This is a genomic window from Sphingomonas sp. IBVSS2 (assembly GCF_002127225.1).
Classification (GTDB): Bacteria; Pseudomonadota; Alphaproteobacteria; order Sphingomonadales; family Sphingomonadaceae; genus Sphingomonas.
Window position 1 is genome coordinate 651,233 of sequence record NZ_NFUR01000003.1, and the last position, 14,818, is coordinate 666,050.

The following is a 14,818-nucleotide window of genomic DNA, read 5'->3' on the forward strand; positions in this document are numbered from 1 at the left end:
CGTAAACTTCCGCGGCCCCGCCCGCGCTGCCGGCTGAAGCGAATCGATGCCTTCCCCGCCTCCCCCCGACTTTGCCAGCCTCTCGCTCGCCGAGATCGCGCGCCTGGCCCAGGAGAACCGGCTGCCGCCGGTCGACAGCTGGAACCCGGCGCATTGCGGGCACAGCGACATGCGCATCACCCGCGACGGCACCTGGTTCCACCAGGGTTCGCCGATCGGCCGCATGCCGATGGTGCGGCTGTTCTCGACGATCCTGCGCCGCGAGGCCGATGGGCGCTTCGTCCTCGTCACGCCGGTCGAGAAGCTCGATATCGACGTAGAGGACGCGCCCTTCGTCGCGGTCGAGATGAAGCGCGAGGGCGAAGGTGCGGGCATGAAGCTCGCCTTCCGGCTGAACACCGGCGACCTCGTCGCCGCCGGCCCCGGTCGCGGCCTGCGCTTCGAGGAGCGCGAGGACGGCCCTCGCCCCTATCTCCACGTCCGCGGCGGGCTCGAGGCGCTGGTCGCGCGCAGCGTCTATTACGAACTGGCCGAGATCGCGCTCGCCAATGGCAGCGCGCCGCCGGGCATATGGAGCAATGGCAGCTTCTTCGCGCTGGAGCCCGGCGCATGAGCCTGGCCGATCGCCTGCGGGCCGCGCTTGCGGCCGATCACTCGCCGCTGCTGTTGCCGGGCGACCATTTCGACTTCGATCCCGCGGTGCGGGGCAATCCCGCCGCGGTGCTGATCGCGGTCACCGACCGCCGCGTCCCCGGCGTGATCCTCACCCAGCGCACCGAGACGCTGCGCCGCCACGCCGGCCAGGTCGCCTTTCCGGGCGGCCGCATCGATCCGGGCGACGACGGCCCGGTCGGCGCGGCGCTGCGCGAGGCACAGGAGGAGATCGCGCTGCCGCCCGATATCGTCGACGTGGTCGGCGTCACCGACAGCTACCGCACCGTCACCAACTATGTCGTCACGCCGGTGATCGGCGTGGTCCCGCCCGACCTGCGGCTCACGCCTTCCGAGGCCGAGGTCGCCAGCGTGTTCGAGGTGCCGCTCGATTTCCTGCTCGATGCCGCCAACCAGCGCGAACAGGTGGCCGAATATCAGGGCCGCGAGCGGCATTATTACGAGATACTCTGGCAGGATCGCCGGATCTGGGGGGCAACGGCCGCGATGCTGGTCAATCTGTCGAGGCGGCTGCAATGGGCGGTATGATCCTTCCCGATGCCGAATGGCGCCATCGCGCCGGGCTCGCGCAGCTGGTCGAGACGCTCGGCGAAGTGCGGTTCGTCGGCGGATCGGTGCGCGACACCCTGCTGGGCATCCCCGTCTCGGATCTCGACGTCGCCACGCCGCTCGCGCCCGAGCGCGTGATCGAACTGCTCAAGGGCGCCGGCATCCGCGCCGTTCCCACCGGCATCGGGCACGGCACGATCACCGCGGTGCTGGAGAGCGGCCCGGTCGAAGTCACCACGTTGCGCCGCGACGTATCGACCGACGGACGCCGCGCCACCGTCGCCTTCACCGACGACTGGCGCGAGGATGCCGCCCGCCGCGACTTCACGATCAATGCGCTCTATGCCGACCCGGCGACCGGCGCGATCTTCGACTATTTCGGCGGCCTGGCCGATCTCGAGGCGCGCCATGTCCGCTTCATCGGCGATCCGCTTCAGCGCATCGCGGAGGATCATCTGCGCATCCTCCGTTTCTTCCGCTTCCTCGCCCGGTTCGGCGACGTGGCGGACCCGGCTGGGCTGGAGGCCTGCACGGCCCGTTCCAGGGACCTGATGGCGCTCAGCCGCGAGCGAATCGCCGACGAGTTGCTGAAGCTGCTGGTCGCGCGCGACGCCGTGCGGGTGGTCGAGTTGATGATCGCACGCGGCATTTTCGCGCCCGTGCTGCCCGAGATCGTGTCGGCGGCGCGCTTCGCTCATCTCGCCGCACGCGAAATCGCAGCCGATATCGCGCCCGATGCGATCCGCCGGCTCGCCGCGCTGATCCCGGCCGATCCCGTGCTGGCGGAGCAGGTCGCGGCACGGCTCAAGCTCTCCAATGCCCAGCGCAAGCGCCTCGCCGCCGCCGCGGTGGCGCCCCAAGGCACACCGCACGCCCTCGCCTATCGCGCCGGTGCCGAGACCGCGCTCGACCAGCTGCTTCTCTCGGACCGCCCGCTGGCGGACGCGCTTGCCGTCCGCGACTGGCAGCCGCCGCGCTTTCCGCTCGGCGGCGGCGCCATCGTCGCGCGCGGGATCAAGGCTGGGCCCGAAGTGGCGCGGCTGATGAAGCAGGTCGAGCAGGCCTGGATCGCCGAGGGTTTCCCGGAAGCGGACCGCGTATCGGCCCTTGCCGACGAAGCGGTGGCTCAGGCCCTGGGTTCGCCGAGCAGCGCCCAGGCCTCGTCACGCTCGAGCGCGCGCGAATAGAGGAAGCCCTGGCCATAGGTGCAGCCCAGCGCCGCCAGGGTCTGAGCGAGCTCGTTGGTCTCGATGCCCTCGGCGGTGGTCTGCATGCCCAATGCCTGGGCGAGGCTGAGGATGGCGCGGACGATCGCGATCTTGTCGCGGTCGGCCAGCATGCCGGAGACGAAGCTGCGGTCGATCTTGAGCAGGTCGATCGGCAGCTTCTGGAGATAGGCGAGATTGGAATAGCCCGTGCCGAAATCGTCCATCGCCAGCGTGGCGCCCATGTCCTTTAGGGCGTTCATCGTCTGGGCGATGCGGTCGGGATCGGTGACGATCGCGCTCTCGGTGAGTTCGAGAGTCAGGCGTTTGCCGTCCACCCCGTGCCGCTCGAGCGCGCCCCTGACCATGGCCGGGATGTGATCGCGCTGCAGCTGGATCGCGGACAGGTTGACCGCCACCTTGATGTCGCAATCGCCGCCCGAGGCACGGTCCCAGGCCGCGATGGTCTGCGCCGCTTCCTCCATGGCCCAGCGGCCCAGCGGAATGATCAGGCCCGATTCCTCGGCGACCGGAATGAAATCGTTGGGCGACAGGCGCACGCCATCCTCGGTGGTCCAGCGCGCCAGTGCCTCGAACGAGGTGATCCTGCCGGTCGCGAGGTCGCAGATCGGCTGGTAGCAGAGCGTCATCTGCCCGTTCTCGATCGCCCGGCGCAATTCGGTCTCGATGCCGAACTGCTCGCGGGCGATGTCGAAAGTGTGGGTCTGGTACATCTCGGTACGACCACTCTTCTTCGCCCGCTTCACCGCGAACTGGGCGTTGCGCACCAGGTCCTCGGGATCGCCGTCATTGTCCGCGCCCAGCGCGATGCCGATCGAGCAGTCGACCCGGATCTCGAAGTCCGAGAGCCGGAACGGGTTGGCGAGCGCCGCCTGGATGCGCTTGGCCACGTGCAGCGCGTCGCCCGGCCCCTCGTCGAGCGTGAGCAGCACGCCGAACTCGTCGCCGCCCATCCGGGCGAGCGTGTCGCGGCTGCGCAGCGCGCCCTTCAACCGGCGCGCCACCGTGATCAGCAACTCGTCGCCCGCCAGGCCGCCCATACAGGCATTGACGCGGCTGAACCGGTCGAGATTGACCACCAGCACCGCGAAGTCCCGCGCATTCTCCGACGTGATCGCATGCTCCAGCGCATCCGAGAAGCCGGCGCGATTGGGCAGGCCGGTTAGGCTGTCGGTCGCCATCTCCCGGCGCAGGCTGTATTCGGTGCGCAGTTCCGAAGTATGGTCGACCAGCGTGACCATGCACCGCGGAAAGGCCCGGCGGTCGGCGCGCTTGGCGAGCATCACCCGGAAGTGGCGGGCGTCGACTTCGTCGCCGAACTGCCAGCTGATCTCGCACTGGATGTCGCTCGATTCGACGAAGCGGCGGAGGCGCGGGCCGAGCAGGCGGATGAGCGGCGATTCGCCGGCGACGGTGCCGAGCCCGGCGAGCCGGAAGGGCCGGTTCACTGCATCGAAGACGAAGCCATGTTCCTGCAACTCGATGATCGCGGCCGGCACCGGCAGCATGTCGAGCATCATCGCCGAGGCGCCCGGGCCGAAGGCGAACGAATCCGCCGGCTGCGGCAAGGGCAGCGGAGCCGCGACACGGCTTTTCTTCGTCCTGGCGAAAACCATCGCCTCCGCCCTAGCTCCGATTGGTTAAAACCGCCTGAAACAACAGCGATTAGAACGAGATCAGAAACGATTGTCGCGCGGAAAACCGTTGGGTGCCATCCGTCCCGCCGCGCCCCGCGCCGCCCGCCAGGGCGAGAGGTCGGTTTCGGTGCGCGTCCGGCCGCTCTCGCCGCCCATCGCCCAGCTCAACCCCTCGGCCATCCGGAACGTCCGCACGTCGCTCAAGCCGCCGTCACGGTAGCGCTGCAGCTGCACGCCCTGCCCGCGCGCCAGCTCGGCGACTTCCGCGAGCGGGAAGACGAGCAGCTTGCGATTGTCGCCCACCGCGGCCACCGCATCGTCCTCGGGGCCGACCGGCCGGACCAGCTTGAGATGCGCGCCCGCCCGCGGCGTCACCACCTGCTTGCCCTTGCGAGTCTCGGCGACCACGTCCTCGGCCTTCACCACGAAGCCGCGCCCGTCGTCCGCGGCGACCAGCAGCCTGGCCGCCGAACTCGCTGGCAGCAGGGCAACGATGTTCCGCTCGCCCTCCAGGTCGATCATCAGCCGCACCGGCTCGCCAAAGCCGCGTCCGCCGGGCAGCTTGTCCGCCGCCAGCGTGTAGAAACGGCCATTGTCGGCGGCGAGGAGCAGCTTGTCGGTCGTCTGGGCGTGGAAGGCGAGATAGGCGGCGTCGCCTTCCTTGAACTTCAGCGCCTCGCCCGACAGGTCCTCGACATGCCCCTTCATCGCGCGGATCCAGCCGCGCGCCGAAAGGATCACGGTGATCGGCTCGCGCTCGATCATCGCCTCCAGCGGAATCTCGCGCGCCGGCGCCGCTTCCTCCACCAGGGTGCGGCGCTTGCCGAGCGGCGTGTCCGCCCCGTAGCGCTCGATCATCTTCGCCAGGTCGCGCTTCATCCGGGTCCGCTGGCGCGCATCGGACGAGAGCAGCAGCTCCAGCTCGGCCTTCTCCTTCTCCAGCGCCTCCCGCTCGCGCTTGAGTTCCATCTCCTCGAGCTTGCGCAGCGAGCGCAGCCGCATGTTGAGGATCGCCTCGGCCTGGCGATCGGTGAGCTGGAATTCGGCGATCATCACCGGCTTGGGCTCGTCCTCGGTCCGGATGATCTCGATCACCCGGTCGAGATTGAGGAAGGCGATGATATAGCCGCCGACCAGCTCCAGCCGGTCGGCGATCTTCGCCACGCGATGCTCGGACTTGCGGCGCAGCACCACGAACTGATGCTCGATCCAGGCGAGCAGCGCCTCGCCCAGGCTCATCACCCGCGGCGTGCGGTGCTTGTCGAGCACGTTCAGGTTGAGCGGCACGCGCGTCTCCAGGTCGGAGAGGCGATAGAGGCTGTTGATCAGGTCCTCGGCCACCACGGTGCGGCTGCGCGGCTCGAGCACGATGCGGATATCCTCCGCGCTCTCGTCGCGCACGTCCGCCAGGATCGGCAGCTTCTTCTCGTTGATGAGCTCGGCGATCCCCTCGATCAGCTTGCCCTTCTGGACGCCGTACGGGATCTCGGAGACGACGAGGTGCCAGCCCCCGCCCTTCTCGGTCACCTTCTCGATCTTGGCGCGGACCCGGAAGCCGCCGCGGCCGGTGGCATAGGCCTCGGCGATCGCCGCCGGGCTGTCGACGATGATGCCGCCGGTCGGCAGGTCCGGGCCCTGCACATAGTCGAGCACGTTCGCCTGGGGATTGTCGATAAGCGCCACTGCGGCGTGCATCAGTTCGGCGGCATTGTGCGGCGGGATGCTCGTCGCCATGCCCACCGCGATGCCGGCGGCGCCATTGGCGAGCAGATTGGGGAACAGGCCCGGGAAGAGCTCGGGCTCCTCGTCTTCACCGTTATAGGTGGGTCGGAAATCGACGGCATTCTCGTCGAGCCCGTCCATCAGGTCGATGGCGACCTGGGTGAGCCGCGCCTCGGTATAGCGATAGGCGGCGGCGTTATCGCCGTCGATATTGCCGAAATTGCCCTGGCCGTCGACCAGCGGATATCTGAGGGCGAAGGTCTGGGCGAGGCGGACCATCGCGTCATAGACCGACTGGTCGCCATGCGGGTGGTATTTGCCGATCACGTCGCCGACGACGCGGGCGCATTTCTTGTAGCCGCTCGCCGGATCCAGCCGCAGCAGCCGCATCGCCCAGAGCAGGCGGCGGTGCACCGGCTTCAACCCGTCCCGGACATCGGGCAACGAGCGCGCGGTGATCGTCGAGAGCGCGTAGACGAGGTAGCGCTCGGAAAGCGCGCTGTCGAAAGGAACGTCGGAAGGCGCGCCGGGGTCTTGGAGTTCGGTATCGAGGCTCATTGCCACCCCCGGATAGCAGCAGCGGAAGCAAAGCGCCAAGCCGGGCGCTGGCGATGGAGCGTCGAAAGATCGGGACGCGTTGCGGAGCGGGGGGCCATTCCGGAACTAAAGCAGAACATCGCCAGTTCCGCCAGCCCCGCCAGACTCGGCGCGATCACCGGCTGGCTTTGCGCAGCCGAACTGCCATGTTCGAGTTCGATCCAGGGGAATTCCGTCATATGCTTCTATTCGGCATCGCCGCACTTCTCGGCATCGGTCAGCCAGCGCGGTTCGAGGGCAGTTGCACCGAGGGAGAAGCCAAGGTCCACATTCCCGGCGTGGACATGATGGCAAGGGTTCGCATCGAGGACGGGGAGCCGGTGCACCAGGCCGGGCTGGTTCGCCTTGGCGACGAGGATGCCCCCTTCGAGATCCTGATCGGCTATCCCGAACCCGGCGCGCAACCGGACTGGCTGCGGATCCTCTTCTACAGCGCCGATTTTCCGATCGAGCCGAACGAAACGCTGAAGCTCACCGCGCCGGACGGCCAGCATTGGGAAGTGAAACCGCGCGCGACCGGGCTCCGCTCCAGCCGGCATGGAAAGCGCATGGGTGCGGAATTTGTCTTCCTCTCGCCACGCGAGCCCGATGCCGGGCTTGCCCGCCAGCTGAATATCCCGGGGCGCTTCAATGTCGAAAGGCGAAGGGCTGGCGCAGTACAGGCCGGGCAGACCTTCCACCCGTTGCCGGTCGCGCTTCGCACGCTGCTGCACAAACAGGCGCTGGACGCGGCGAACGAGGCGCTGAAACCATGCGCCTCTGACACGATATAGCCACAATCCCCGCCTTAATTTCAACAATTACCTGCCGCGTTCTGCAATTCAGTCCAGGTATCGAAAATTTTTCATAGGCTATTACGGGATTTCAGAGCTCGTTCCGTTTCCGAAACACAGGGGAACTCGAACGAAAGTACACAATAATGCGTAACGCGATCCTTATCGCCGTCGCCACGACTTGCCTCGTCGGCGCGAATACTGCCCTTGCGCAGGAAACCAACAACACTCCCGCCAGCAACTTCGCCGGGCCGCGCGTCGAAGCGACGATCGGCCTCGACCAGAGCGGCGACGACGCCATCAGTGGCAAGGAATTGACCGGCATGCGCGCCGGCGGCGCGGTCGGCTATGACGTCGCCGTCGGGAAGCGCGTCACGATCGGCGTCGAGGCGGGGATCGGCTGGATGGTCGCCGGCAACACCAAGTTCGGCCCGTTCCCGCCCAACAGCACCGAAACCTACAGGACCAGCGCTGGGCGCGACATCGATATCTCCGGGCGCATCGGCTATGCGCTGAGCCCGAGGACGTTGATCTACGCCAAGGCCGGCTGGGCGGAGCAGAGCTACGCCACGCGCTCCAGCACGGGCAAGAAGTATGACGACCTGAAGTCCAACGGCGTGCGGCTGGGCGCCGGCCTCGAGCAGAAGCTCACCTCGAACGTTTACGCCAAGGCCGAGTATCGCTACACGCGATATGAGGACATCGGCAATCTAAAGAAGGACCGCCACCAGCTGCTGACCGGCATCGGAGTGCGCTTCTAGGCCACTTCACAGGGGGACGAGCGCGCCGTGCGGGTCGTCCCCCAACGAAGTCCTCACTTCCTCCAGCAGCCAGTCGCGAAAGGCGCGGACCTTGGGCTGATTGCGCTTGCCCTCGGCATACATCAGCCAGAACGCATTGCGATACTGCGCGACCTGGGGAAGCGGCTGGACGAGCAGCCCCGCATCGATCGCGGCCTGCCACATCGGCGGACTGAGGATCGCGACGCCGTGTCCGGCGATCGCCGCATTGCCGTCCAGTATCTGCGAATCGAAGCGGATGCCCGCCGCCTGGCTGGTGTCCGGCGCCTCGCCCAGCGCGGCGGCGAACCACAAGTCCCACCAATCGTCGCGATAGGTGAGGCGCGGCAGTTCGAGCAGGTCCTTCGGCGTGCGGATCGGCGGGTGCTCGGCGAGGAAGGCAGGATTGGCGAGCGGCGTGATCGGCATCCGCATCAGGAAATGGCAGCTATGCCCAGGCAGCGGGCCCGGCGCGCCGCGCAGCGCGACATCGGCCTCGCCCGCCAGCAGATCGATCATCTCGTCGCCGACATGAAGGCGCACGGCAAGGTCCGGGCGGGCGAGCTGGAACGAGCCCAGCCGGCTCGCCAGCCAGTTGGTGGCAAGGGTGCGCGGCGCGGTGATGCTGATGACGCTTTCCGTCTCGGCATGGACTGCGGCGAATGCCTCCCCCATCGCGTCGAACGCGCCCGTGACCTGCGGCGCGATCCGCCGCCCGAGATCGGTGAGCACGATGCCCCGCCCGCTGCGCGCGAACAGCGGGGCGCCCAGCCGCTCCTCGAGCAGCTTCATCTGATAGCTGACCGCCGCCTGGGTCATCCCCAGCTCCTCCGCGGCGCGCGTGAAATTGCCGTGCCGGGACGCGGCTTCGAACACGCGGACGGCGGCGAGCGGAGGAAGGCGGCGCATCACGATAAACAAGCACAGCTTATGATATTTTGCCAATGATTTGTTGGCCCGGCGGCGCATTCGGGCGCAAATGGACGGGGTACCGAACGTGGTGCGACATCCAACGGAACCAAGCCATGATGAAGACCCTGATCCCGCTCCTGCTGATCCTCTCCCCGGCCGCCGTGCCGGTGATCGCCCAGGCCCAACAGGGCGATGCGAGCATTCGCATCTCCTATGCCGATCTCGACCTGTCGCGCGCCGCGGGCCGCCAGGCGCTCGACCGGCGCCTCGCCCGGGCGCTCGACCAGGTCTGCCCGGCCGACCGGCCCGGCTATCTGACCCCAGCGCCCGACGCGCTGCGCTGCCAGGCGCATGCCCGCCAACAGATCGCCGCGGCGCGCCAGCATGCATTGGCGCAGCGCGGCGGCGTGGTCCGGATCTCCGCCGTTCCCTGACCGATCCCTCGGAACCGCGAAGCGGCGGGCGGCCTGCAACGCCGCCCGCCAACCATAAGCATTGCTGATATCGCGAGCCATGATCCCGAAAAGGGATGCGCGGCGTAGTCCATTCGGGTTGGGCCCGTCACAAAATATGGTTACTCCTTGGGCAAGGAACAGGGAGGAACCCATGCGAGTCGTTTGGGCATTGGCGGCGCTTGCGCTGCTCGCGGGATGCGACGATCTCAATCGACCGCCTGCGGACGGCAAGGGCGGTTCCGAATTCGGATCGGCGGCCAATGCCGAGGCCTTCGCATCGACCGGCACCGGCTTCGACTATCGCTATGCCTATCGCCTGCCCGCCGCCAAGGTGAAGGGCGTCCTCCAGTCCAACGCCGATGCCTGCGACCGGATGGGGCCGGCGCGGTGTCGCATCCTGGCGATGCGGTATCGCGTCGACGAGGGTAGTCACACGCGCGCAGTGCTCACCATCCGCATCGACCCGTCGATCGCGCGCCGGTTCGGGGACGCCGTCACCGCGAATGTGGCGACGGCCTATGGCGTGCTCACCGATACCGAGATCAGCGGCACCGATGCCACTGCCTCGGCGCGCAGCATCGCCGTGGTGAAGCGGCTGCAGGACCAGCTTCAGAATGCGCGCAGCAGCACGACGCCGGATGGCCAGGCCCGGGCCGCCCGCCTACAGAACGCACTGGCGCTGATCGCCGAGGTGGAGGCAAGCCAGGGCCAGACGCTGGCCAATACGCCGATGCTGTTCACCTATGAATCGAGCAGCGCGCTGAGTGGCCTGGGATCGTCCGAAGCCAATTTCCGCACTGCGGGCCAGACGCTCGAGAATTCGGTCGCCCAGCTCGTCCAGTTGCTCGCCAGCGTCGGGCCGTGGTGCCTGCTGATGCTGGCGGTGGTGCTGGTCCTGCGATGGATCATCCATGGCCGCGCCGTGGGCCCCGATGTCGAGCCGCGTCACGACGACGGCTATGACAATGGCCGGGATGCAGGCCATGAGGGCCGGGACAATCGCGGCCGTGGCGACAATCGCAACCTCATCCAGCGCTGGTTCTCCCGCGACGATGCGGAGGAACATACGCACTGATCCCGCGCCGCCCGCCGCCCACAGGTGGCAAAGTGCCGGATTGGCATCCGCGCGCGAGGATGCATGATTGCACCCCTCCCCCCCTTTGGGTATAGCGCCACCTCTCGCCCCGGCAGGCCAGCGGATTCCCCGCGCCGCCGGGGCAATGACTTTCCAGGGGAACGAGCACCCGATGGCACGCCGCCGGCAGATCTACGAAGGCAAGGCTAAGATCCTCTACGAGGGTCCCGAACCCGGCACGCTGATCCAGTATTTCAAGGATGACGCAACTGCCTTCAACGCCCAGAAAAAGGGAACGATCAACGGCAAGGGCGTGCTCAACAACCGGATTTCCGAGCACGTCTTCACGCTGCTCGCCGGCATCGGCATTCCGACGCACTTCATTCGCCGCCTCAACATGCGCGAGCAGCTGATCCGCCAGGTCGAGATCGTGCCGATCGAAGTGGTGGTGCGCAACGTCGTCGCCGGCTCGCTTTCGAAGAAGCTCGGAATCGAAGAGGGCACGCCGCTGCCCCGCACGATCGTCGAATATTACTACAAGGACGACGCGCTGGGCGACCCGATGGTCACCGACGAGCACATCCTCTGCTTCGGCTGGGCGAGCCAGGAAGAGCTGCACGACATGGCCGACATGGCCATCCGCGTGAACGACTTCCTGTCGGGGCTCTTCGCCGGCATCGGCATCCGCCTGGTCGACTTCAAGCTCGAGTTCGGCCGGATCTGGGACAACGACTATAGCCGCATCATCCTGGCCGACGAGATCAGCCCGGACGGTTGCCGCCTGTGGGACATTGCCACCGGCGAGAAGCTCGACAAGGACCGCTTCCGGCGCGACCTGGGCGGCGAAGTCGAGGCCTATCAGGAAGTCGCGCGCCGGCTCGGCCTGTTCCCGGAGGGCGAGGATTCGGCCGTGCTCGACCTGGAGAGCCACCGGAAGCGTCGCGGCAAGTAAGGCCTTCCAGGCCAGTACCGTCATCCCCAATCAACCCGTTATCCCGGCGAAAGCCGGGATCTCGGGCGGCTCTTTCCCCATGTTTGCGCGACTCCTGTTCCGCGCCTTCGCCTGAGATCCCGGCTTTCGCCGGGATGACGATTGGGCCGGATGACGGCTTGATGGGGTTGCAGCCGGGCCTACTCCGGGCCATAGGCCCTGCGCATGAAGCTCCGCATCATCGTCACCTTGAAGAACGGCGTGCTCGATCCCCAGGGCAAGGCCATCCAGCATGCCTTGGGCGGCCTCGGTTTCGAGGGCGTGGAGGATGTCCGCGCCGGCAAGATCTTCGAGCTCGAGCTCGCCGATTCGACCAGCGACGCCGCAGTCGACGAGATGTGCCGCAAGCTGCTCGCCAACACCGTCATCGAAAACTACCGGGTGGAAAAGCTGTGAAGACCGCGGTCATCGTCTTTCCGGGCTCCAACTGCGATCGCGACATCGCAGTCGCGCTGGAGGCGGTGACGGGGGTGAAGCCCCATATGGTCTGGCACGGCGACAGCGAACTGCCCCAGGGCTTGGGCCTGATCGCCCTTCCCGGCGGCTTCTCGTACGGCGATTATCTGCGCTGTGGCGCGATCGCGGCGCGATCGCCGGTGGTGCGGGCCGTGGTCGAAGCGGCGGACAAGGGCATGCCGGTGATCGGCATCTGCAACGGCTTCCAGGTGCTGACCGAGACCGGGCTGCTGCCCGGCGCCCTGATGCGCAACTCCGGCCTCAACTTCGTGTGCCGCGACGTGCCGCTGACGGTCGACAATTCGCAGTCGATCTTCACCTCGGCCTATCGCTCGGGCGAAGCGATCACGATCCCCGTGGCGCATCATGACGGCAATTACTTCGCCGATGCCGAAACGCTCGACCGGATCGAAGGCGATGGCCGTGTCGCCTTCCGCTACGCCGCCGATATCAACGGCTCGGCCCGCAACATCGCCGGCGTGCTCAACAAGGCGGGCAATGTGCTCGGCATGATGCCCCATCCCGAGCGCCGCATCGAAGCCGCGCATGGCGGCACCGATGGCCGCCGCCTGTTCGAGGGCCTGCTCGAGGCGGTGGCGTAGGCCGCAAACCGCCCCGGCTCAGTGCAGCGCGGAAACCGCCTGCTCGCCGCGTGACGATGCCGCAAGCCCCGGAGTCGGGAAGGAGAGCGGACGGCCGCCGCCCGTCACCCGGAAGCGCCCGGCCTGATCGGCAAGCGTGGCGATCTCCACGGTGAGGTTCCGCGCCGCCGCCGAAGTCTCTTCGACCATCGCGGCATTCTGCTGGGTCGACTGATCCATCGCGCCGATCGCGGTGCTGATCTCGCCGATCGCGACCGACTGGGCCTGGTTGTCCTCGGCCATCTGGTTGAGCAGCGTATGCACGTCGCCCACATCCTCGGCGATGTTCGCCAGCGCGCCATCGACCTTCTCGACCATCTCCACTGCGGCAAGGATATCCACCTGAGTCGCGGTGAGCTGTTCGCGCGCGCGGCCCGCCTCTTCCTCGGCCCGCATGGCCAGCGCCGAGACGAGATCCGCGACGACCGCGAAGCCCCTGCCCGCCTCGCCCGCGCGACCGGCCTCGACCGCCGCATTCATCGCGAGGACTCGCGTCTGGAAGGCGATCTTGTCGAGCCCCTCGATCACGGAATCGATACCCTTGGCGCTGTCATTGACCCGGTTCATCGCCTGCACCGCCTGATCGACCACTTCGCGGCCGCCCGAAACGGTCGTGGTAGCGCCGTCGGCGCGCGCCACGGTGCGGCTCGCCGCGGCAGCGGTCGCCTTCAGGCGCTGATCCATCTGCGTGATCGCGGCCGAAGTCTGCTCGAGGCTTGCGGCATTCGCCTCGGTACGGCGCGCGAGATCTTCCGACGCCTGGGCGATCTCGCCCGATCCGGTGCGGATCGCGGCACTGCTCTCGCCCACGGCGCCGAGCAAGTTGCGCAGCGCGGCGAGCGCGGCGTTGAAATTGTCGCGCAGCTTCGCATAGGTGGCGGGATATTCCTCGACGATGTCGGCGGTCAGGTCGCCCTCGGCCAGCCGCTCGAGATTGACGGTCATGCCCCGCACGATTTCGCCGTGATGCTCGGCTTCCTCATTCTGCCGGATCTGCGCGGCGGCGGTGTCGCGGAACGAGAACATCGCCTTGGTCAGCCGGCCGACACAGTCCCGATAGTCGGTGAACTGGATCGGGCTGGCGAGATCGCCGGCCGCCAGCGCCTCCATGCGCACCACCGTCGTCACATAGGGCGTGGCGATCGCGTGGCGATACCAGACGGCGAGCACGGCGGCGACCAGGGTCGCGAGCACGCCGGTGGCGAGCGCGAGCCTGGGCACGAGCAGCAGCATCAGTGGCGAGAGCCCGACAAGCCCCACCATGGAACCGAACGACACGAGCAGCTTCTTGCGAATGGGCGCGTTGGCGATGAACCAGTGCATGGCAAATCTCTCAGCGGAGGCAACAATATGGTTGCCGCTTTCCTCGCTATAGAGAGTTCCCGCGCCGAACCGGCCGTTTCGGCAAATATATGTAACAATAATCTACAATATTAGCCACAAATACGTAACTTCTGTAAACTCACTCCTATACCCGCACCTCGATCCAGTCGAGGATATCGGCCATCACGCTCTCCTTGCCGAGATCGGCGAGCAGGTCATGATAATGACCTTGGTAGATCTTCAGCGTCTTGTCGCTGGATCCGGCGGTCTCGTGGAAGAACTCGCTGCCATGGCAGACGGTCGCATGGTCGGCGGTACCATGGAGGATGAGCAGCGGGATCGTGATCGAGGGAAAGCTGTCGTGCAGCCGCTCGTCGGCACGGGCCAGCGCGGCGACGGTGGCTGCCGGCTGCATCTCGTCCTTGATATAGGGATCGGCATTGAGCGCGGCCACCGCGGCCGGATCCCGCGAGAAGTCCTCGTTCTTGAGCTTCAGCACGCCGAGATGCGGCGCGATGTGCGCGAGCCCCTTGATCGCGGTGATCAGGAAGCCCGGTGCCGGCACCTGAAAGGCGAAGCTCTCGCAGATGAAGCCGGCGAGCTCCGCCTGGTTGTCGAGCGCATAGGTGGCGCCGGTCACCCCGCCCGCGCTGTGGCCGAGCAGAAACGCCTTGAGCCCGGGGTGGCGCGACTTGGCGATTGCGATCGCGCCGCCCAGGTCATGGACATAGTCGGCAATGTCCTCGACATAGAAGCGCTCGCCGCCCGAACGCCCGCGCCCGCGCAGGTCGGGGGCGTAGACGGCGAAACCGCGCGCAACCAGCCGCTCGGCGACCCAGGCATATTGGCCGCTATGCGCATTGAAGCCGTGGCAAAGGACGACCACGGCCCGCGCGGCGCCTTCGGGCAGCCAGGAGCGGAAGAAGATGTTGACGTGCCCGGTGCTGCCGAAAGTCTCTTCCGTCGTCGCAGTCATGCCCTGTCTCCCCGGAGATCGTTGCAGTGAAGGT

The 14,818-nt window shown here is 67.2% G+C and carries 15 protein-coding genes; 10 read left to right on the forward strand and 5 right to left on the reverse strand.

Annotated features, from left to right (window positions below):
- Window positions 1–46 precede the first annotated feature (46 nt).
- From CAP40_RS13335 to CAP40_RS13345, 3 genes are read left to right on the forward strand one after another with little or no spacing between them, the layout of a single operon-like run.
- Window positions 47–613: a DUF1285 domain-containing protein gene (locus tag CAP40_RS13335; RefSeq protein WP_086129978.1), complete on the forward strand. Its 567-nt coding sequence runs from the start codon at window positions 47–49 to the stop codon at window positions 611–613.
- Window positions 610–1,200, forward strand: a complete 591-nt coding sequence (locus CAP40_RS13340) for a CoA pyrophosphatase (protein WP_086129979.1) — start codon at window positions 610–612, stop codon at window positions 1,198–1,200. Before CAP40_RS13335 ends, CAP40_RS13340 begins: the two co-directional genes overlap by 4 nt.
- Window positions 1,188–2,408 (forward strand): CCA tRNA nucleotidyltransferase, encoded by a 1,221-nt coding sequence (locus CAP40_RS13345; RefSeq protein WP_086129980.1) that lies wholly within the window; start codon window positions 1,188–1,190, stop codon window positions 2,406–2,408. The genes CAP40_RS13340 and CAP40_RS13345 overlap by 13 nt, the downstream gene beginning before the upstream one ends.
- Here the strand turns inward: CAP40_RS13345 and CAP40_RS13350 are convergent.
- Together CAP40_RS13350 and parC are read right to left on the reverse strand one after the other, a co-directional pair.
- The gene (locus CAP40_RS13350; RefSeq protein WP_086130108.1) at window positions 2,348–3,964 is read right to left on the reverse strand and encodes a bifunctional diguanylate cyclase/phosphodiesterase; all 1,617 of its coding nucleotides are present in this window, start codon (window positions 3,962–3,964) and stop codon (window positions 2,348–2,350) included. The genes CAP40_RS13345 and CAP40_RS13350 overlap by 61 nt on opposite strands.
- A 159-nt stretch (window positions 3,965–4,123) precedes the next feature.
- Window positions 4,124–6,364 (reverse strand): DNA topoisomerase IV subunit A, encoded by a 2,241-nt coding sequence (parC, locus tag CAP40_RS13355; protein WP_086129981.1) that lies wholly within the window; start codon window positions 6,362–6,364, stop codon window positions 4,124–4,126.
- A 185-nt stretch (window positions 6,365–6,549) separates the two neighbouring features.
- Between parC and CAP40_RS13360 the strand changes: the two genes are divergently transcribed.
- Together CAP40_RS13360 and CAP40_RS13365 are read left to right on the forward strand one after the other, a co-directional pair.
- Window positions 6,550–7,176, forward strand: a complete 627-nt coding sequence (locus CAP40_RS13360) for a hypothetical protein (RefSeq protein ID WP_086129982.1) — start codon at window positions 6,550–6,552, stop codon at window positions 7,174–7,176.
- Window positions 7,177–7,322: 146 nt separating this feature from the next.
- Window positions 7,323–7,937: an outer membrane protein gene (locus tag CAP40_RS13365; RefSeq protein WP_086129983.1), complete on the forward strand. Its 615-nt coding sequence runs from the start codon at window positions 7,323–7,325 to the stop codon at window positions 7,935–7,937.
- Window positions 7,938–7,943: 6 nt separating this feature from the next.
- Here the strand turns inward: CAP40_RS13365 and CAP40_RS13370 are convergent, their stop codons facing one another.
- A complete protein-coding gene (locus tag CAP40_RS13370; RefSeq protein WP_086129984.1) occupies window positions 7,944–8,864 on the reverse strand; it encodes a LysR substrate-binding domain-containing protein in 921 nt (306 codons plus the stop codon).
- Window positions 8,865–8,980: 116 nt separating this feature from the next.
- On the opposite strand from CAP40_RS13370, the gene CAP40_RS13375 reads away from it, so the two are divergent.
- The 5 genes from CAP40_RS13375 to purQ all read left to right on the forward strand — a co-directional run bounded on the left by CAP40_RS13375 (window position 8,981) and on the right by purQ (window position 12,446).
- Window positions 8,981–9,301: a UrcA family protein gene (locus CAP40_RS13375; RefSeq protein WP_179188159.1), complete on the forward strand. Its 321-nt coding sequence runs from the start codon at window positions 8,981–8,983 to the stop codon at window positions 9,299–9,301.
- Window positions 9,302–9,473: 172 nt separating this feature from the next.
- Window positions 9,474–10,397, forward strand: a complete 924-nt coding sequence (locus CAP40_RS13380) for a hypothetical protein (protein WP_144034354.1) — start codon at window positions 9,474–9,476, stop codon at window positions 10,395–10,397.
- Between the two features lie 172 nt (window positions 10,398–10,569).
- Window positions 10,570–11,349, forward strand: a complete 780-nt coding sequence (gene purC / locus CAP40_RS13385) for a phosphoribosylaminoimidazolesuccinocarboxamide synthase (RefSeq protein ID WP_086130109.1) — start codon at window positions 10,570–10,572, stop codon at window positions 11,347–11,349.
- A gap of 204 nt (window positions 11,350–11,553) precedes the next feature.
- Window positions 11,554–11,784 carry a phosphoribosylformylglycinamidine synthase subunit PurS gene (gene purS, locus CAP40_RS13390; RefSeq protein ID WP_086129987.1) on the forward strand — a complete coding sequence of 77 codons (231 nt, stop codon included), beginning with the start codon at window positions 11,554–11,556 and terminating at the stop codon, window positions 11,782–11,784.
- On the forward strand, window positions 11,781–12,446 hold the full coding sequence (gene purQ, locus CAP40_RS13395; protein WP_086129988.1) for a phosphoribosylformylglycinamidine synthase subunit PurQ: 666 nt from the start codon (window positions 11,781–11,783) through the stop codon (window positions 12,444–12,446). The genes purS and purQ overlap by 4 nt, the downstream gene beginning before the upstream one ends.
- 18 nt (window positions 12,447–12,464) lie before the next feature.
- On the opposite strand, the gene CAP40_RS13400 is transcribed toward purQ, so the two are convergent.
- Both CAP40_RS13400 and CAP40_RS13405 read right to left on the reverse strand, forming a co-directional pair.
- Entirely contained in the window at window positions 12,465–13,808 is a 1,344-nt protein-coding gene (locus tag CAP40_RS13400) for a methyl-accepting chemotaxis protein (RefSeq protein ID WP_086129989.1), read from the reverse strand.
- A gap of 145 nt (window positions 13,809–13,953) precedes the next feature.
- On the reverse strand, window positions 13,954–14,784 hold the full coding sequence (locus CAP40_RS13405) for an alpha/beta hydrolase (RefSeq protein WP_086129990.1): 831 nt from the start codon (window positions 14,782–14,784) through the stop codon (window positions 13,954–13,956).
- Between the last annotated feature and the right edge of the window lie 34 nt (window positions 14,785–14,818).

Excerpts from the sequence above, each read along its gene's own strand:
- CAP40_RS13335 (WP_086129978.1), top strand. The coding sequence starts at position 47 with ATGCCTTCCCCGCCTCCCCCCGACTTTGCCAGCCTCTCGCTCGCCGAG.
- CAP40_RS13340 (WP_086129979.1), top strand. The coding sequence starts at position 610 with ATGAGCCTGGCCGATCGCCTGCGGGCCGCGCTTGCGGCCGATCACTCG.
- CAP40_RS13345 (WP_086129980.1), top strand. The coding sequence starts at position 1,188 with ATGGGCGGTATGATCCTTCCCGATGCCGAATGGCGCCATCGCGCCGGG.
- CAP40_RS13350 (WP_086130108.1), bottom strand. The coding sequence starts at position 3,964 with ATGCTCGACATGCTGCCGGTGCCGGCCGCGATCATCGAGTTGCAGGAA.
- parC (WP_086129981.1), bottom strand. The coding sequence starts at position 6,364 with ATGAGCCTCGATACCGAACTCCAAGACCCCGGCGCGCCTTCCGACGTT.
- CAP40_RS13360 (WP_086129982.1), top strand. The coding sequence starts at position 6,550 with ATGTTCGAGTTCGATCCAGGGGAATTCCGTCATATGCTTCTATTCGGC.
- CAP40_RS13365 (WP_086129983.1), top strand. The coding sequence starts at position 7,323 with ATGCGTAACGCGATCCTTATCGCCGTCGCCACGACTTGCCTCGTCGGC.
- CAP40_RS13370 (WP_086129984.1), bottom strand. The coding sequence starts at position 8,864 with ATGCGCCGCCTTCCTCCGCTCGCCGCCGTCCGCGTGTTCGAAGCCGCG.
- CAP40_RS13375 (WP_179188159.1), top strand. The coding sequence starts at position 8,981 with ATGATGAAGACCCTGATCCCGCTCCTGCTGATCCTCTCCCCGGCCGCC.
- CAP40_RS13380 (WP_144034354.1), top strand. The coding sequence starts at position 9,474 with ATGCGAGTCGTTTGGGCATTGGCGGCGCTTGCGCTGCTCGCGGGATGC.
- purC (WP_086130109.1), top strand. The coding sequence starts at position 10,570 with ATGGCACGCCGCCGGCAGATCTACGAAGGCAAGGCTAAGATCCTCTAC.
- purS (WP_086129987.1), top strand. The coding sequence starts at position 11,554 with ATGAAGCTCCGCATCATCGTCACCTTGAAGAACGGCGTGCTCGATCCC.
- CAP40_RS13400 (WP_086129989.1), bottom strand. The coding sequence starts at position 13,808 with ATGCACTGGTTCATCGCCAACGCGCCCATTCGCAAGAAGCTGCTCGTG.
- CAP40_RS13405 (WP_086129990.1), bottom strand. The coding sequence starts at position 14,784 with ATGACTGCGACGACGGAAGAGACTTTCGGCAGCACCGGGCACGTCAAC.